Origin of the sequence: Brucella sp. RRSP16, from assembly GCF_052246815.1 — a bacterium.
GTDB classification, from domain to species: Bacteria; Pseudomonadota; Alphaproteobacteria; order Rhizobiales; family Rhizobiaceae; genus Brucella; species Brucella intermedia.
This window is the reverse complement of the sequence record NZ_JBQQAM010000002.1, coordinates 174,601-192,599: the sequence shown is the minus strand read 5'-3', so window position 1 is coordinate 192,599 and position 17,999 is coordinate 174,601. Positions and strand designations below refer to the sequence as shown.

Genomic DNA, 17,999 nt, shown 5'->3' with positions numbered 1-17,999 from the left:
AAGACCACAATGACCAAGCTTCTGATCCGCGGCCGCGTGCTGACCTTTCGTGACGAGCCGCAGAGTCTCGATGACAATGCCGCCTACCGCTATATCGAAGACGGCGCCGTTCTGGTCGAAGATGGCCGTATCCTGCGTCTTGGCGATTATGTTGAAGTCAGTACCGAGGCAGGCAGCGACATAAAAGTCGCCGACCATCGTCCGCACCTGATCCTGCCCGGCTTCATTGATACGCATATCCACTACCCACAGACGCAGGTCGTCGCTTCCTATGCAGCCAATCTTCTGGAATGGCTCAACACCTATACGTTCGTGGCCGAGCAGAAATTCGCCGACGAGCAGCATGCCGAATTCATCGCGGAGCGCTTTCTGGACGAGCTGATCCGCCACGGCACCACCACGGCGGTCGCCTATTGCTCCGTGCATCCGCAGAGCGTGGATGCCTATTTCCGCGCCTCGCAGCATCGCAACATGCGCATGCTCGGCGGCAAGGTGATGATGGACCGCAACGCGCCGCCTGCCCTCTGCGACACTGCACAGTCGGGTTATGACGACACAAAGGCGCTGATCGCGCGCTGGCAGGGCAAGGGCCGCCTCGATTACGTGATCACGCCGCGCTTTGCCATCACCTCCACGCCGGAGCAGCTCGAAGCAAGTCAGGCGCTTGTCCGTGAGCACCCCGGCAGCTACATCCAGACGCATTTGTCGGAAAACCACGACGAAATCACCTTCACCAAGTCGCTTTACCCGGATGCGCCCGACTATCTCGGTATTTACGAGCATTACGGCCTTCTGGGAAACAAGACCCTGCTCGGCCATTCCATCCATCTGGAAGACCGCGAAGTGCGCGTCATGGCGGAAACCGGCTCGATTGCCGTCTTCTGCCCGACCTCCAACCTGTTCCTCGGCTCCGGCCTCTTCGACCGCGACCGCCTGAAAGCATCGGGCGTGCGCATGGCGGTGGCGACCGATGTCGGCGGCGGCACGAGCTTCTCGATGCTGCGTACCATGGATGAAGGCTACAAGGTCCAGCAACTGCGTGGAAACCGCCTGAACCCGTTCCAGTCCTTCTACATGATGACGCTCGGCAATGCCCGCGCGCTCTCCGTGGAAGACAGGATCGGCACATTGGATGAAGGCACCGAAGCCGATATCGTGGTGCTGGATTCGTCCGCCACATCGCCGATGCGGCTTCGCATGGCGGCTGGCGCGACGCTGGAGCAGGAGCTGTTCCTGTTGCAGACATTGGGCGATGACCGCGCCATTGTCGAAACCTATGTGGCCGGCAAGCCGCTCAAGGCTGAACTATAAAGCGTCATCGCTGCGCTTCTCCCTCATCTTGAGGTGCGGAGCGAAGCGAAGCCTCGAAGGACGAGGGCAGGCGCTGTGCGTTTTCCCTCAGCCCTTCGAGACGCTTTCCTTCGACAAGCTCAAGAAAGCTCCTCAGGATGAGGGAAAGAGGGGCGCAGAGCGTCGATTAGCCCAAATTCACTGTGCGTTAAAACTCTTCCGGGCGCTTGCCGCCCATGGCGCGGGTCAACTCATCGGCGGTGGAGCGGATGAGCGGCCCGAACTCCTCGAGCTTCTTTTTCGGCAGGCGCACGGCAGGGCCGGAAACGGAAATGCCTGCAATCGCCTCGCCATATTCATTGAAAATCGGCGCGGCGATGCAGCACATGCCGAGTGTATGTTCTTCATCGTCGACAGACCATCCGCGCGTCCGCGTTGCCTGAATGTCTTTCAATAGCGCGGGCAGGCTGTCGAGCGTGCGCTGCGTAAAGTGTTCGAGCGCGCGCCCCGACAGGGCATGGGCGATTTCCTTGTCCGACCAGGTGGACAATATGGCCTTGCCGATGCCGGACGCATGGATAGGCCCGCGCCGTCCGGGCCGGAAAAAGGCGCGCATCGGCGCATGGCTTTCAATTTGCGAGATGAACACGACATCGCCGCCGTCCTCGACGCCGATATTGGCGGTCTCGCCGCTCGTTTCCATCAATGTCTTGAGATAGGGGCGCGCCAGAATGCCGAGCTTGCGGAACCGGCGAAAGGCATTGCCGATCTCGAAAGCCTTGACGCCGATGGTCCAGTCGCCGCTTTCCAGATCGTGGGAAACCATTCCATGATTGGCCAGCGACGACAGCAGGCGGTGCACGGTGGAAGGCGCCATGCCGCTCGCATCGGCAAGGTCGGTCAATGTCGAGCCGTCATTTTCTGCAATCAGCGCCAGCAGCTTCAGGCTTCGATCGAGAACCTGCACAGACGAGGGCGCTGCGTTTTCCGCCGCCTTGCGGCCCCGCTTTACCTTTGCCTGTTCCATCACCGTCTCCGAATCCCGCCTAAACTCAGGAATTATCACTATCGCATCCATTGCTACTCGGAAAGACGCAGGCGGATTATCTCCGTTCCGTTGAAAATCTTTATTTCCGTATAGTGATATGCATTTCCATTTTTTGATAATAGCATTGGTAAATGGATTAGAGTTCCATAGGAGGAATGGCCATGGCCAGAATGCGTGCAGTCGATGCAGCCGTGCTTGTGCTGGAGAGAGAAGGGATCAATTGTGCTTTCGGTGTACCGGGCGCAGCGATCAATCCGTTTTATTCGGCGATGAAGGCGCGCGGCTCGATCCGCCATATACTGGCGCGTCATGTCGAAGGCGCTTCGCATATGGCCGAGGGCTATACCCGTGCAAAGCATGGCAATATCGGCCTGTGCATCGGCACCTCCGGCCCGGCCGGAACGGATATGATTACAGGTCTCTATTCGGCTTCCGCGGATTCGATCCCGATCCTCTGCATCACCGGTCAGGCGCCGCGCGCACGTCTCGACAAGGAAGACTTTCAGGCCGTCGATATCGCCAAGATCGCGGCTCCCGTCACCAAATGGGCGGTCACGGTCATGGAACCAGCTTTGGTGCCTTATGTCTTCCAGAAGGCGTTCCACATCATGAAGTCGGGCCGTCCCGGTCCGGTCCTCATCGACCTGCCGATTGATGTCCAGCTTGCCGAAATCGAGTTTGACATCGACACTTACCAGCCGATGGAAGCCTATAAGCCAGCTGCCACGCGGGCGCAGGCCGAAAAGGCGCTCGCCATGCTGAACGCGGCGGAACATCCGCTGATCGTGGCCGGTGGTGGCATCATCAACGCCGATGCGTCCGACCTTCTGGTCGAATTCGCCGAAATCACCGGCATTCCGGTCATCCCGACCCTGATGGGCTGGGGCATCATCCCGGACGACCATCGCCTGATGGCGGGCATGTGCGGTCTCCAGACCTCGCACCGCTACGGCAATGCCAATCTGCTGGCATCCGATGTCGTCATCGGCATCGGCAACCGCTGGGCGAACCGTCATACGGGCAATGTCGATACCTACAGGAAGGACCGCAGATTCATCCATATCGATATTGAGCCGACCCAGATCGGCCGTGTATTCGCGCCGGATTTCGGTATCGTTTCGGATGCGGGCAAGGCGCTGAAGCTGCTGCTGGACGTTGCGACCGAATGGAAGTCGGCAGGCAAGCTGCGCGACTGGTCGGGTTGGGCCAAGGCGTGCCAGGAGCGCAAGCGCACCATGCTGCGCAAGACACATTTCGACCAGACGCCGCTGAAGCCGCAGCGTGTCTATGAAGAGATGAACAAGGCGTTCGGTCGCGATACCTGCTATGTCACGACCATCGGCCTCAGCCAGATCGCCGGTGCGCAGTTCCTGCATGTCTATCGCCCGCGCAACTGGATCAATTGCGGTCAGGCCGGTCCGCTTGGCTGGACACTGCCGGCAGCGCTCGGTGTCCGTGCCGCCGATCCCGACCGTCCGATCGTGGCGCTTTCCGGCGACTATGATTTCCAGTTCCTGATCGAGGAACTGGCGGTCGGCGCACAGCACAAGCTGCCCTACATTCATGTGGTGGTGAACAATTCCTATCTCGGCCTCATCCGTCAGGCGCAGCGCGGCTTCAACATGGATTTCGAGGTCAGTCTCGCCTTCGACAACATCAATGCCGGTGGCGATGCGGAAAAGGGCTATGGCGTCGATCACGTGGCGGTTGCCGAGGGCCTTGGCTGCAAGGCGATCCGGGTTCGCAGCCCCAACCAGTTTGCCGAAAGTTTTGAACAGGCAAAAGCGCTGATGGCGGAGCATCAGGTGCCGGTGGTCCTGGAATTCATCCTCGAACGCGTTACCAATATTTCCATGGGTATCGACATCGATCAGGTTGTCGAATTCGAGGAGCTGGCCGAACGCGGCGAAGATGCACCGACCGCTATCGCAGCACTTTTGGATTAACGTGTTGCCGATTTAATGCTCCGTATCTCCCTCATCCTGCGGTGCGGTGCGGAGCGCAGCGAAGCATCATCTTGTGCCCGTCGAAGGGTCGAGGACGAGGGCAGGCACGATGCATCTTCCTTCGTCGTCCGAGACGCCTCCCTTCGACAAGCTCGGGAAAGCTCCTCAGGATGAGGGAAAAGAACAACGTGGAAGGTAATTCGAGGAAAATTGTGAAACGGCTTTTTTCCGGAATTGCGCAAACAGAGAATTACAAGGAGGCGAAAATGCCGAGATTTGCAGCCAATCTCACAATGCTTTTCAACGAAGTACCCTTCATGGACCGCTTCGCATTGGCGGCAAAGGCCGGGTTCACCGGGGTGGAATATCTCTTTCCCTACGAGTTCAACCGGCACGAGCTGAAGGCGGCGCTGACCAGACATAATCTGGCGCAGGTCCTGCATAATCTGCCTGCGGGCAACTGGGCTGGGGGAGAGCGCGGCATTGCGGTTCTGCCGGATCGGGTCGATGATTTCCGTCGCGGCGTGGCCGATGCCATCGACTATGCCACCACGCTTAACTGCTCGCAGGTCAATTGTCTTTCGGGCATTGCCCCGCAAGGTGTCGATCCGGATGTATTGCGCGCCACTTTCGTCAGCAATCTGCGTCTGGCCGCGAAGGAACTGGGCAAGCACGGCATCCGCCTGCTGATCGAGCCGATCAATCACTACGACATTCCCGGCTTCTACCTCAACACGGTGGAGCAGGCGGTTTCGATCATTGATGAAGTGGGCAGCAACAACCTGTTCATCCAGTATGACCTCTACCACCAGCAGCGCACACGCGGCGAACTGGTCGCGACTTATGAACGCTACAAGCCGCTCATCGCCCATATCCAGCTTGCCGACAATCCGGGCCGCAATGAGCCGGGAACCGGCGAGATCAATTATCCGAACGTGTTCGAAGCGCTGAAAAACGCCGGATACAAAGGCTGGATCGGCTGCGAATACAAGCCGAAGACCACCACCGAGGAAGGTCTCAGCTGGTTCAAACACCATGAAGCCGAACGGCTGACTGCATAATTTTGACTAGGGAGTATACGACATGGCCAAGATAGGCTTCATCGGACTGGGGATCATGGGCACGCCGATGGCGCGTCATCTGCAGGATGCCGGACATCAGATCGTCACCTCGAGGTTCAATCCTCCGCCGCGTCAGGAACTGATCGATAACGGTCTGCAAATCGTGGATACGCCGAAGGCCGTCGCGGAAGAATGCGATACGGTTATTCTCATGCTTCCCGATACGCCGCAGGTGGCCGAAGTCATCTTCGGTGAAGGCGGCGCAATCGGGGGGCTCGGCAAAGGCAAGCTGCTCATCGACATGAGCTCGATATCGCCCATCGAGACGAAGGAATTCGCAAAGAAAGTCCGCGCAACGGGCGCCGAATATATCGATGCGCCGGTTTCGGGCGGCGAGGTGGGCGCGAAGAACGCCAGCCTCTCCATCATGGCAGGTGGTTCGCAGGAATCGTTCGACCGTGCGCTGCCGCTTCTTAAGCTTATGGGCAAGAACATCACCCTCGTCGGCGATTGCGGCGATGGCCAGACGACCAAGGTTGCAAACCAGATCATCGTTGCGCTCAATATCGAAGCCGTGGCTGAAGCACTGGTCTTCGCTTCCAAGGCAGGCGCGGACCCGGCAAAGGTGCGCGAAGCCCTGATGGGTGGCTTTGCATCGTCCCGCATTCTCGAAGTGCACGGCGAACGCATGATCAAGCGCACCTTCGATCCGGGCTTCCGCATTTCCCTGCACCAGAAGGATTTGAACCTTGCACTGCAAGGCGCGAAGGCACTCGGCGTTTCGCTGCCGAACACGGCCACGGCGCAGGAACTGTTCAACTCCTGCGCGGCGCATGGCGATGACGGTCTCGACCATTCGGGTCTGGTACGTGCTCTCGAGAGGATGGCGAACCACGACGTGGCTTGACGTCTCAGGCGAACTCTCTGGAGGGAGAGGGCGGAGCTGGCTGCTTGGAGGAGGTAGCCGGCTCCATTGATTTTAGATCTCGGGCGGGGAATAGTGCCGCCGTTAACACGCCAGCATCGGGAAACTCATGTCTGCCATCACCGATCCCAAGAAGTTTCTGACCAGCCTGTTCGACGCAGCCGTTGCGGCTGCCGATCCAGAACTGGTGATCCGCGCCAATCTTCCGGCCAGGCCGAAGGGACGAACGATTGTCATCGGCGCGGGCAAGGGATCGGCGCAGATGGCGGCGGCTTTCGAGCGCGCCTGGGCTGAAAAACACGATGCCCCGCTGGAGGGCGTGGTGGTCACGCGCTATGGCTATGGCACACCTTGCCAGCGTATCGAGATCATCGAGGCCGCGCATCCGGTTCCCGACGAGGCGGGGCTTCAAGCCTCGAAGCGGCTGTTCGATGCCGTGTCCGGCCTCACGGAAGACGATCTCGTGGTGGCGCTTGTCTCGGGCGGCGGATCGGCGCTGCTGCCGTCGCCGCCGGAAGGTCTGACGTTGCAAGATGAGATCGCCGTCAACAAGGCATTGCTCGCTTCCGGCGCGCCGATTTCGGCCATGAATGCGGTTCGCAAGCATCTGTCGACGATCAAGGGCGGCAGGCTCGCTGCCGCCGCGCATCCGGCAAAGGTGTTCTCGCTGGTCGTTTCGGATATTCCCGGCGACAACCCGGCCTTCGTCGCTTCCGGGCCGACCGTGCCGGACACAACCAGTCGCGACGAGGCCTTGAAGATCATCGAACGCTACGGGCTCGAACTGCCACAGGCAGCGCTTGATCACATCAGGAACGAAGCCGCCCATGCGCCGAAGCCGGACGACGAGGTTTTCGCTCGAAACGAGGTGCGCGTGATTGCTTCCGCTGCCGTCTCGCTGGATGCGGCGGTGAAGGAAGCCCGGCGTCATGGTGTGGAAGCGGTGATCCTGTCCGATTCAATGGAAGGTGAGGCGCGGGAAGTGGCACATGTTCATGCGGCGATTGCCCGCGAAGTTGCCGACCGCGACCGCCCGTTCAAGAAACCCGTGGTCCTTCTGTCGGGCGGCGAAACGACCGTCACCATTCGCGGCAAGGGTGGCCCAGGAGGTGGCAAAGGTGGGCGCAACAGCGAGTTCCTGTTGTCATTCGCGCTCGACATCGATGGCTATGACAACATCCATGCGCTCGCCGCCGACACGGACGGCATTGACGGCTCGGAAGACAATGCCGGAGCCTTTGCCGATGGTTCCACGGTTTCGCGCCTGCAAAAGGCGGGCGAGGATGGCGCGGCGCGTCTCGCCAACAACGACGCATGGACGGCATTCGACGCCATCGATGATCTGTTCGTGCCGGGGCCAACCGGCACGAATGTCAATGATTTGCGGGCTATTTTGATAACGGACTAGTTTCGTCGTCCAGCAGGATGCGGTTTGCCGCGCCGTCGAGATCCTCATACTGGCCGTTTTTCAACGACCAGAGAAAGGCGACGAGGCCGAGCAGGCCCAGAAACAGCGCGATGGGAATGAGAAAGATAAGTCCGCTCATTTGTGCGCTTCCTTGATGACGGCAACAGGCGCGATGGTCTTCTGCGTCTGCTGCTTTTGTTTTCCGGCGCGCAACCGCAATGCGTTGCTGACGACCACGATGGACGACAGCGACATTGAAAGCGCCGCCACCAGCGGGGTGACATAGCCGAAAATCGCGATCGGCACGGCTATGATATTATAGCCGATGGAAAGCGCAAAGTTCTGGCTGATCAACCGGCCCGCTTCCTTTGATACGGCGAAGGCAAGCGGCACTGCCGACAGGCTTTCACGCAGGAAGACGAAATCGGCTGCATTGCGGCCAATATCGGCTGCCGTCGCGGGCGCCATGGAAACATGGGCCGCGACGAGGGCGGGGGCGTCGTTCAACCCATCGCCAACCATCAGCACCTTGCTGCCTTCGGCTGACAGTTTCTGCACCAGTTCCGACTTGTCGGCAGGCAGCACTTCCGCCCGGAAATCATTGACGCCGAGATAACCGGCAAGCCTCTCGACGGCAGGCAGGCGGTCGCCGGAAATGATGCCAAGCTTCAGCCCGTTGCGCTTCAGTGTGGCGATGGCCCCCGCAGCGTCCTCGCGCGGGCTGTCTTCAAAGCGGAAGGTTTCAACCAGCTTGCCATCGATGGAAAGACAGGTCTCGGGGCCATCGGCATGAACCATCGTGGCGCTGTCGTCCGCCCAGTCGCGCTTGCCAAGCCGATAGATGGAACCGTTCAGTTCTGCTTCGATGCCTGCGCCCGGCACTTCCTCGATGCGGGTAAAGGCGGTCATCGGCTTTGCGCCCGAGAACAGCGCCAGCGCCCGCGACAGCGGATGGCGCGAATAAAGCGACAACTCGGCTGCGATCTCCAGATTATGGAGATCGATTGCGTCTGCATCGATCAGCCTCGGCTGGCCGAGCGTCAAAGTGCCGGTCTTGTCGAAAATGGCAGTGTCCACCTCGGCCATCCGCTCCATGGCGGAGCCGTCCTTGATCATGATGCCGTTTTCAAACAGGCGCCGCGCCGCAACTACCTGCACAATCGGCACCGCAAGGGCGAGCGCGCAAGGGCAGGTGATGATGAGGGTGCAGATCGCGATATAGATCGAGCGATACCAGTCCCCGCCGGTGTAGAACATCCAGCCGACGAAGGCGAGGAAGGCGATGGTGTGGACCATCGGCACATAGAGTTCGGAAGCGCGGTCGGCAAGACGACGGTAATAGGCGCGTCCGCCTTCTGCGACGTCCATCAGCCGCACCATTTCAGCGAGGAAGGAATCCTTTGCTTCCGCCGTCGCCCGAATGACGAGCGGCGTGGAAAGGTTGAGCGTGCCCGCGCGAATGTCGGAGCCCGGACCGACAGGCACGGCATCGCTTTCACCCGATGCAATGGCGCAATCGAGTTCCGAACGGCCTTCCTCTACCTTTGCATCAACGGGTACGCGCTCACCTGCTGCAAGGATGATGCGCATGCCGGGGCGGATTTCGTTGACCGGCAGGTAATTGCGTTGGTTATCATCGCCGATCACCACCGCGCCGCGGGAGCCAAGCTGCGCCAGACCTCGGACTGCGGAACGGGCGCGGGCGCGCATCATGTAGTCGAGCGTGCGGCCGATCAGCAGGAAGAACAGCAAGGTCACCGATGCATCGAAATAGGCATGCTGGCCATGATGCAGGGTTTCATAGACACTCATGCCAAAGGCAAGCGTGATGGCAAGCGCAATCGGCACATCCATGTTGACGCGCTGCGCACGCAGCGCATTCCATGCGGAAACATAGAAAATCCGGCCCGAATAGATCAGCGTCGGCAGGGCGATGAGGCCGGAAATCCAGTGGAACATATCGCGTGTCGCCGCATCCGCGCCCGACCAGACGGCGACCGACAAAAGCATCACATTGCTGGAAGCAAAGGCCGCGACGCCAAGCGCGATCAGAAGCCGCGTGAAGGTCGGGTCTTTCTCCTGCGCCATGTCGAAGATATGCGCTTCGTAACCGAGCCTGCGAAGCGGATCGACCACATCGGGCGGCGTCTCGCCATCCTTCCAGCGCACGGTCACACGGCGGCCGGTGAGGTTGACGCGGACATAGGCAACCCCTGTGATCTTGCCGAGCGTCTCTTCGATATTCTTGATGCACAGGCCGCAATGAACGCCGGGAACCGACAGGTCGAGCTGGCGAAAACCGTCTCCAAGCGCGCGGCTTGCGACCTGCATTTCATCTGCCGAGACGGCCTGAACGACGGTCGCTATCTGTGCATTCTCGACGCAGCAGCTCATAGCATTCTCCCATCCTTCACCAGAACGCGGATGATATGGCGATAAGGGTCTTCAAGACCCGCATCTGCATTCACTTCCATGATCCACGCGCCCTCGCCAAGTTCCAGCGGTGCGGTCAGCATTCCGGGCTCGCGGACGCTCAGCGTGACCTTGGTATCGTTCACGTCACCGACCGGACGCTTGAACTCCACCGTACCGCCGGTCATGGCGACGGCCTTTCCTTCATGGTCGGCGAGCCGCCAGGTGAAGATGCCGTTCTCATAAGCCGGCTTCGACTGCCAATTCAGCGCAGCCTGTTCCTTGCCGGTCTGGGCCTTGTCATTGAATTCCTGGCTGGCGACATAGGTGTTCTGCACCACCAGCCCGCTCCAGCTATGGATCGCGTTATAGGCCATGGTCAGGTTGACGGCGATAATGACGCCGAAGAAAGCGACCATGATGCCCAGCATGTGCCAGCCGGTGAACGTGCCTGCGGTTTTCGACTTGATCGACATTATCTGCCCTCCGGTGCCATGAAAGTTGCCTTGTAGCGTGCGTGTTCCGCGCCGTCCGCGTCACGCACTTCGATTTCATAGTCCTGGCGATGTTCGGTAATCGCATCATGCGGCATGGTGACGAACACGCGCAATGTCTTCAGGCGGTCCGGCTCCACCGGCACGTCGTAATTGCCATCCGCATCGGCGGTTTCGTCCTGAACGGTCAGCGTTGCGCCCGGCAGGCCCTCGATGGAAAGGCGGAAGGTGCGCGGCGTCGGGATCATGTTGAGCAGCTTGACCGTGTAACCGTTGCGGATCGAACCGTCCGACAGAAGCACATATTGCGGGTTGCGGTCATGCAGCACGTTGATACCGATGCGCTGGCGCGTCGACAGCGAGATGACGAGCGTCAGGCCGATCAGCGCCCATACGGCGAAGTAGAACATGCTGCGCGGGCGCAGCACCTTCTTCCATGACAGGTTCTGCACCTTGTCCGAGAAGCTGTTCTGCGCCTTGTAGACGCGGGCGGGATCGATCGGCGCCGTGCCGTTATTGGTCGCGAGCGCCATGTTGGCGTTGTAATCGGCCAGCGTCGCATAGGAGATGAGGCCGCGCGGCTTGTCGATCTTGTCCATGACCGTATTGCAGGCATCGATGCACAGCGCGCAGGTGATGCATTCGAGCTGCTGCCCGTCGCGAATGTCGATACCCATCGGGCAGGCGGCCACGCAGGCATTGCAATCCACGCAATCGCCCACGGTTTCACCAGCGGCAATCGCCTTCTTGGAATGGCGGGAGCGCGGCTCGCCGCGCCAGTCATTATAGGTGACGGTGAGCGAATTTTCGTCCAGCATTGCGGCCTGAATTCGCGGCCACGGGCACATATAGGTGCAGACCTGCTCGCGCATCAGCCCGCCGAAAACATAGGTGGTGCCGGTGAGGATGGCGACGGTGAAATAGGCGACCGGCGCTGCCTGACCGGTCACGAAATCCATGAGCAGTTGCGGCGCGTCGGCGAAATAGAAAATCCATGCGCCGCCGGTCAGCACGCCGATCAGCAACCAGATGGAATGTTTGCTCACGCGCTTCCACAGCTTGTCGAAGGTCCATGGCGCCTTGTCGAGCTTCATGCGCGCATTGCGATCGCCTTCGATGGCGCGTTCGACGACGAGATAAAGATCGACCCAGACGGTCTGCGGGCAGGTATAGCCGCACCAGGCGCGTCCCGCGACGGAGGTCACGAGAAACAGACCAAGGCCCGCCATGATGAGCAGGCCCGCGACGTAGTAGAATTCCTGCGGCCAGATTTCGATGAAGAAGAAATAGAAGCGCCGATTGGCAAGATCGATCAGGACCGCCTGATCCGGCGCATAGGGGCCGCGATCCCAGCGCAGCCATGGCGTCAGATAGTAGATGCCGAGCGTAATGAGCATGACAATCCACTTGAAGCGCCGGAACTCGCCCTGCACGCGCTTCGGAAAAATCTTCACCCGCGCCGCATAAAGCGATTGGCGGGTTTTGGGGGAGTTGACTGCCTGAACGTCAATGCGTTCGACATCGTCTGACATTTTTTTGCTCCTGCCGCACTGGGCCTTCGGCAAGCTCAGAGGCTAAAGGGGAGTAGGGGAATAGGGGAGTAAGGGAGCATGAGAAGAGGGAGTGTCGTTTCGGACGTTCAAAACCAAAACATACTCCCCTATTCCCCTACTGCCTTACTCCCGTCTCTTCATTCGCCGCCGCCCAAGGAATGGACGAAGATGGCAAGCTGCTTGACGGTTGCGTCTCCGAGGCGTGTTTCCCATGCGGGCATGACGCCGTGCTTGGGATGTGAGACCTGACGCACGATGGCGTCCTCGCCGGAGCCGTAGAACCAGATGGCGTCCGTCAGGTCCGGTGCACCGAACTCGCGCAGACCCTTGGCATCCGCGCCATGGCAGACGGCGCAGTTCTCTGCGAAAACCTTCTTGCCTTCCGGCACCATGGCGGGGTTGTGCGGCGTGCCGGAGAGGCTCACCACATAGGCGGCGACATCGCGGATCTGCTGCGGTTCCAGAACGTCGACAAAGGCGGGCATTTCGGAAATCCGGGTGTCGGCATCGTCCTTGGAGCGCACGCCATGACGGATGGTCGTCAGGATGTCGTCGATCGAACCGCCCCACAGCCAGTCGTCATCATTGAGGTTGGGATAGCCGGGCGCACCTTGCGCGCCAGAGCCGTGGCACTGCACGCAATTGACGCGGAAGGCGGCAGCGCCACCGGCAATCGCATATTGGCGCAGGTTTTCATCCGCCAGAATTTCGTGGACGTCCTTGGCCTTGATCTGGTCGATGATGCCCTGCCGCTCGCTGTCGATGCGTGCGGTTTCTTCCCAGAAAGCGCCGCGGCTCGACCAGCCGAGCATGCCGCCGGTGGAACTTGAGATCAGCGGCCAGGCCGGATAGGCGATCACATAGGCAAGCGCCCAGAAGATCGTCGCGTAGAATGTCCACAGCCACCAGCGGGGCATAGGATTGTCGAGTTCCTTGATGCCGTCCCATTCGTGGCCGGTGGTCGCTACGCCGGTTACTTCGTCGATTTGCTTGTCAGTCATTTGCGTCATCCTTGAAAGGAATGTCCTTCGCGTGGTCGGCTATCTGCTTGCTGCCTGGCCGGAAGGCGTAGAGAACGACGAAGAGAAAAAAGAGCGCCATGCCGAGCAGACCCCAGCTATCGGCGAAAGTGCGCATGGTGTTGTAATCCATCGCTAAATCTCCGCTTTATCTCGCTTTGGGGGACTGGTCGTAGGTCGAGAAATCGACGAGCGTTCCGAGCATCTGGAGATAGGCGATGAGCGCGTCCATCTCCGAGATCATCTGCGGGTTGCCGTCGAAATCGCCGACCTTGGCCTTGGGATAGCGTGCCTCGACGCCGGTCGTGTCGGCATCCGGCGTGGCCTGTGCCTTCAGATCGTCAAGCGCGTTGTCGATCATTTCCTGGCTGTAGGGTACGCCGACCGCCGCATTGGCTTTCAGATTGGCCGCAATGTTGGAAGCCTCCAGCGGACGGTCCTTCAGGAACGCATAGCTTGGCATGACCGATTCCGGCACCACGTCGCGCGGACGGACAAGGTGCTGCACGTGCCACTCGTTCGAATAGCGGCCGCCGACGCGGGCGAGGTCAGGCCCCGTGCGCTTGGAGCCCCACTGGAACGAATGGTCGTACATGGATTCCGCAGCCAGGCTGTAATGGCCGTAACGTTCCACTTCATCGCGGAACGGGCGGATCATCTGGCTGTGGCAGAGATAGCAGCCCTCACGCACATAGACGTCGCGGCCCGCGAGTTCCAGCGGCGAGTAGGGGCGCATGCCCTCCACCTTCTCGATGGTGTTCTCGAGATAGAAGAGCGGTGCGATTTCAACGATGCCGCCGACCGTGACCACGGCGAGCGATGCGATCAGCAGCAGCGTTGCGTTTTTCTCCAGCTTGGAGTGGTTCTTTAGTATCGACATAAATCACACGCTCCTTATTCGGCAGGCTGCATGGTCGCACCGGCTACAGTCCGGGTGCCGCCCATCGGGGCTTCGTTGCGCAGATTGCCGCGAATGGTCTGATAGACGTTCCAGGCCATCACGAAGCCACCGGCGAGGTAGAGCACGCCGCCAAGCGTACGGATGACATAGTAGGGGAACATGGCGAGCACGGTTTCCGCGAAGGAATAGACGAGGAAGCCCTGATCGTCGTATTCGCGCCACATCAGGCCCTGCTGGATACCGGCAACCCACATGGCAGCCGCGTAGAGAACGATGCCGAGCGTCGCCAGCCAGAAGTGCCAGTTGACCATGCGGATCGAATAGAGCCGCTGGCGGTTCCACAGCTTCGGTGCGAGATAATAGACGGCGGCGAACGAGATCATGCCGTTCCAGCCAAGCGCGCCCGCATGAACGTGACCGATGGTCCAGTCCGTATAGTGCGACAGCGAGTTGACGGCCTTGATCGACAGCATCGGGCCTTCAAAGGTCGCCATGCCGTAGAAGGCGATGGCGGCAACCATCAGGCGGATGATCGGATCGGTGCGGACCTTGTCCCATGCGCCCGAAAGCGTCATCAGGCCGTTGATCATGCCACCCCAGGACGGCATCCACAGCATGATGGAGAAGACCATGCCGAGCGTCTGCGCCCAGTCGGGAACGGCGGTGTAGTGCAGATGGTGCGGCCCGGCCCAGATATAGAGGAAGATGATCGACCAGAAGTGCACGATCGACAGGCGGTAGGAATAGATCGGACGCTCTGCCTGCTTCGGCACGAAATAATACATCATTGCCAGGAACGGCACGGTGAGGAAGAAGGCGACGGCGTTGTGCCCATACCACCACTGCGTCACCGCATCCTGCACGCCCGCGAAGGCGGAATAGCTCTTCACGCCGAGGAACGAGACAGGGATCGCCAGATTGTTGACGATATGCAGCATGGCGATGGTGATGATGAAGGACAGGTAGAACCAGTTCGCCACATAGATATGCGGCTCCTTGCGCTTCAGGATCGTGCCGAGGAAGACGACCAGATAGGCGACCCAGACGATGGTGAGCCAGATGTCGACATACCATTCCGGTTCCGCATATTCACGGCTCTGCGTGATGCCGAGCAGATAGCCGGTCGCGGCCATCACGATGAAAAGCTGGTAGCCCCAGAACACGAACCATGCCAGATCGCCGCCGATGAGGCGGGCGCGACAGGTACGCTGCACGACATAGAAGGACGATGCAATCAGCGCATTGCCGCCGAACGCGAAAATCACCGCAGATGTGTGCAGCGGGCGCAGGCGGCCGAAGTTCAGATAGGGTTCCAGATTGAGATCGGGAAAGGCGAGCTGCGCGGCGATGACGACGCCGACCAGAAAACCGGTCACGCCCCAGAAAACCGTTGCGATGACGCCGTAGCGGATTGGGCCGTCCATATAGGCGGACTGGTCGACCTTTTTGGGCGTCAGGCCGTAATTGGCATTCCGCATCAGAAGAATGGTGAAGATGGCCAGTGTAGCGAACAGAATCCACATATGGGTTCTGAACAGCTCATCATGGGAAAATCCGGCCAGAAGCACAGCAAAAAGTGCCCCCAGACCGGAAAGGACTGTTCCAGCGGCGTAGTTCATGAAATCCCCTCGCAGCGCATGACAAGAGCCGCCTCGGATGAGGCAGCAATAGCGATAGGTTCGCTATCTGCGCTCGGGGAGCAGGTGTCATTGATCTAAATCAAAGACACGGGCTCAAACGCCTGAAAGCAGGGGAATGAGCCTTGTTCGATGCGCGCCGTGGTTCCGTTTCAGATGGCCGTCATCCGACGATGGTGCCCGGCACGATGATCGACGCGCTTAAGCCCCCTTGCGGGCGGTTTTGCAGCTGCAATTCCCCGCCCATACGCTCCACCGCCATTTTCACGATGGGAAGCCCAAGGCCGCTGCCGGTTTCATTGCGATTAGCGCCGCGGAAGAAGCGCTCGGTCACGTGCGGCATTTCGCTTTCGGGAATGCCGGGCCCGTCATCCTCGACGACCAGCTTGAGCTTGTCGGCTGAGGCTTCAAGGCGGCAGCGCACGGTGCCGTTGCCCGGCGAGTGGTTGACGGCGTTTTCGATCAGGTTGCGCGCGGCAAGCGTGAAGAGGTGCGGGAAGGGCATCTGTACCAGCGGCATGTTGCCCGGCAGCTCGATGGAAACGCCGCGCTGCGCCGCAAGCATCCGCATGTCGGTGGACACCGCAACGAGAAGCTGGCACGCCGGTTCGCATGCCGGTGCTTCAATGTCGTCTCCGGTTTCGAGTGCGGCGAGGTCCAGAAGCTGATTGGTGAGACGGGTGGTGCGGTCGACCCCCGCCGCGATCTGGCGCACCGCATTGACGCGCATTGTTTCGTCCTTTGCGCTTTCGGCAATCTGCGCCTGCGTCTTCAATCCGGCGAGCGGCGTCTTCAGTTCATGCGCGGCAAAGATCGCGAAATTGCGCTCACGCTCGCGCGCCTCCTCGACGCGTTGGAAAAGCCCGTTCAGCGCGGTGACGGCAGGCGCAATCTCCTTGGGCAGGTTGTGTTCGGGCAGTGGCCGCAAATCCTGCGCCTGGCGCTTTGAAAGCACGGATGCAAGACGGCTCAGCGGATTGAGACCGCGCCGTACGCACAGCCAGATCATGAGCGCCAGAACGGGCAGCATCAACAGCGCGGGCAGCACAAGCCCGGTCACGACATTCTGCACCAGCCTTTCGCGAACGCTCAGGCTGTCGCCGACCATGACGCGCAGGCCGAGCTGGGTATTTTCCACCGCGAACACGCGCCAGCGGTCGCCCGCAACTTCCGTATCCGAAAAGCCGTTCGCGATATTAGTGAGCCGCACGCCGGGCGCGCTTTCGGAACGTCCCACAAGCTTGCCGTCGAGAGCCCATATCTGGCAGAAAAGCTGCCGGTCATAGAGCGGAAAATCGGGCATCGGCTTCAACGACAATTGCCCGCCATCTCCATCCGGGCCAACCGCGACCCGATGGTCTGTCAGAAGCGAGTTGACCATCCGCGCGGCTTCCATCAGGCGCGCATCGAGCACTTTTTCAAGCTGTGACTGGGTGCTGATATGGATCCACACGACCGCGAAAAGCCAGACGACGCAGGTGACGCCGATCAGGATGCCGGTGAGACGGCTGCGAATGGAATTCATGTCCTTGCTCCCGCCAGCCGGTAACCGACCCCGCGCACGGTTTCGATATAATCGGAGCCAAGCTTGGAGCGCAGGTGGTGGATATGCACTTCCACCGCGTTGCTCTCCACTTCCTCCTGCCAGCCGTAAAGCGCTTCCTCCAGCGAGGATTTGGAGAAGGTGGCGGCGGGCCGCTCCATCAAGGTGCGCAGGATCGAGAATTCGCGCCGGGTCAGCCGCACGGGTTCGCCGTGGAAGCGCACCGACATCTCCGCCGGGTCCAGTTCCACGCCGCGCCATTCAAGCAGGGCATTGGCGCGTCCTGCGCCGCGCCGGGCGACGGCGCGCACGCGGGCCGCAAGCTCATGCAGGTCGAAGGGTTTGCCGACATAATCGTCCGCACCGGCATCGAGCCCCGCAATGCGCTCGGGCACCTGATCGCGCGCGGTCAGCAGCAGAACCGGCGTCTCGTCGCGTCCGCGCCGCATGGATTTCAGAATATCGAGGCCCGAGCCATCGGGCAGCATCAGGTCGAGCACCACCGCGTTATAGTTCTGCGCGGCAAGCGCTGCTTCCGCGTCGCAGCAGTTCGACACGGCATCTACGGTGAAGCCAGCAAGCCCAAGCCCTACAGTCAGTCCGTCGAGAAGGATCGTGTCGTCTTCCACCACGAGTATGCGCATGAGTTCCTGTTTCTGCCTTTATTGGTGTTTAACCCCGCACGGGCTTTTCCCTGCGCCAGCTTAAGGCTGCCTTAAGGTGGCGGGGACATTCGCCATTTGCAACATGATCAATTTGTCC

16 protein-coding genes are annotated in these 17,999 nt (G+C 60.3%); 5 read left to right on the top strand and 11 right to left on the bottom strand.

Annotated features, from left to right (window positions below; translation table 11 throughout):
• Nucleotides 1-9 precede the first annotated feature (9 nt).
• A complete protein-coding gene (gene guaD / locus ACS5UA_RS04125; protein WP_443101197.1) occupies nt 10-1,311 on the top strand; it encodes a guanine deaminase in 1,302 nt (433 codons plus the stop codon).
• Between the two features lie 187 nt (nt 1,312-1,498).
• Here guaD and ACS5UA_RS04120 read toward each other — a convergent pair whose 3' ends face one another.
• Nucleotides 1,499-2,317 (bottom strand): IclR family transcriptional regulator, encoded by an 819-nt coding sequence (locus ACS5UA_RS04120; RefSeq protein ID WP_021586203.1) that lies wholly within the window; start codon nt 2,315-2,317, stop codon nt 1,499-1,501.
• A gap of 182 nt (nt 2,318-2,499) precedes the next feature.
• Between ACS5UA_RS04120 and gcl the strand changes: the two genes are divergently transcribed.
• From gcl to ACS5UA_RS04100, 4 genes are all read left to right on the top strand, one after another.
• Nucleotides 2,500-4,284, top strand: coding sequence for a glyoxylate carboligase (gene gcl, locus ACS5UA_RS04115; RefSeq protein WP_021586202.1), 1,785 nt, complete (start codon nt 2,500-2,502; stop codon nt 4,282-4,284).
• Between the two features lie 266 nt (nt 4,285-4,550).
• Nucleotides 4,551-5,345 carry a hydroxypyruvate isomerase gene (gene hyi, locus ACS5UA_RS04110; protein ID WP_025089703.1) on the top strand — a complete coding sequence of 265 codons (795 nt, stop codon included), beginning with the start codon at nt 4,551-4,553 and terminating at the stop codon, nt 5,343-5,345.
• Nucleotides 5,346-5,367: 22 nt separating this feature from the next.
• A complete protein-coding gene (locus ACS5UA_RS04105) occupies nt 5,368-6,252 on the top strand; it encodes a 2-hydroxy-3-oxopropionate reductase (RefSeq protein ID WP_021586201.1) in 885 nt (294 codons plus the stop codon).
• Between the two features lie 127 nt (nt 6,253-6,379).
• Nucleotides 6,380-7,678, top strand: a complete 1,299-nt coding sequence (locus ACS5UA_RS04100) for a glycerate kinase type-2 family protein (protein WP_021586200.1) — start codon at nt 6,380-6,382, stop codon at nt 7,676-7,678.
• On the opposite strand, the gene ccoS is transcribed toward ACS5UA_RS04100, so the two are convergent.
• The 10 genes from ccoS to ACS5UA_RS04050 all read right to left on the bottom strand — a co-directional run bounded on the left by ccoS (nt 7,659) and on the right by ACS5UA_RS04050 (nt 17,881).
• The gene (gene ccoS / locus ACS5UA_RS04095) at nt 7,659-7,817 is read right to left on the bottom strand and encodes a cbb3-type cytochrome oxidase assembly protein CcoS (protein WP_021586199.1); all 159 of its coding nucleotides are present in this window, start codon (nt 7,815-7,817) and stop codon (nt 7,659-7,661) included. The genes ACS5UA_RS04100 and ccoS overlap by 20 nt on opposite strands.
• A complete protein-coding gene (locus tag ACS5UA_RS04090; RefSeq protein WP_021586198.1) occupies nt 7,814-10,072 on the bottom strand; it encodes a cation-translocating P-type ATPase in 2,259 nt (752 codons plus the stop codon). Before ACS5UA_RS04090 ends, ccoS begins: the two co-directional genes overlap by 4 nt.
• A complete protein-coding gene (locus ACS5UA_RS04085) occupies nt 10,069-10,566 on the bottom strand; it encodes a FixH family protein (RefSeq protein ID WP_021586197.1) in 498 nt (165 codons plus the stop codon). The genes ACS5UA_RS04090 and ACS5UA_RS04085 overlap by 4 nt, the downstream gene beginning before the upstream one ends.
• The gene (gene ccoG, locus ACS5UA_RS04080; RefSeq protein ID WP_021586196.1) at nt 10,566-12,116 is read right to left on the bottom strand and encodes a cytochrome c oxidase accessory protein CcoG; all 1,551 of its coding nucleotides are present in this window, start codon (nt 12,114-12,116) and stop codon (nt 10,566-10,568) included. The genes ACS5UA_RS04085 and ccoG overlap by 1 nt, the downstream gene beginning before the upstream one ends.
• Before the next feature lie 158 nt (nt 12,117-12,274).
• Nucleotides 12,275-13,138 carry a cytochrome-c oxidase, cbb3-type subunit III gene (ccoP, locus tag ACS5UA_RS04075; protein WP_021586195.1) on the bottom strand — a complete coding sequence of 288 codons (864 nt, stop codon included), beginning with the start codon at nt 13,136-13,138 and terminating at the stop codon, nt 12,275-12,277.
• Complete coding sequence (locus tag ACS5UA_RS04070) at nt 13,131-13,289, bottom strand: CcoQ/FixQ family Cbb3-type cytochrome c oxidase assembly chaperone (protein ID WP_006466122.1); 159 nt, start codon at nt 13,287-13,289, stop codon at nt 13,131-13,133. The genes ccoP and ACS5UA_RS04070 overlap by 8 nt, the downstream gene beginning before the upstream one ends.
• 15 nt (nt 13,290-13,304) lie before the next feature.
• Nucleotides 13,305-14,036, bottom strand: coding sequence for a cytochrome-c oxidase, cbb3-type subunit II (gene ccoO, locus ACS5UA_RS04065; protein WP_006466123.1), 732 nt, complete (start codon nt 14,034-14,036; stop codon nt 13,305-13,307).
• A 14-nt stretch (nt 14,037-14,050) separates the two neighbouring features.
• On the bottom strand, nt 14,051-15,676 hold the full coding sequence (gene ccoN / locus ACS5UA_RS04060) for a cytochrome-c oxidase, cbb3-type subunit I (protein ID WP_006466124.1): 1,626 nt from the start codon (nt 15,674-15,676) through the stop codon (nt 14,051-14,053).
• 181 nt (nt 15,677-15,857) lie between these two features.
• Nucleotides 15,858-17,219 (bottom strand): ATP-binding protein, encoded by a 1,362-nt coding sequence (locus ACS5UA_RS04055; protein ID WP_021586194.1) that lies wholly within the window; start codon nt 17,217-17,219, stop codon nt 15,858-15,860.
• Nucleotides 17,216-17,881: a response regulator gene (locus ACS5UA_RS04050; RefSeq protein ID WP_021586193.1), complete on the bottom strand. Its 666-nt coding sequence runs from the start codon at nt 17,879-17,881 to the stop codon at nt 17,216-17,218. The genes ACS5UA_RS04055 and ACS5UA_RS04050 overlap by 4 nt, the downstream gene beginning before the upstream one ends.
• Nucleotides 17,882-17,999 lie beyond the last annotated feature (118 nt).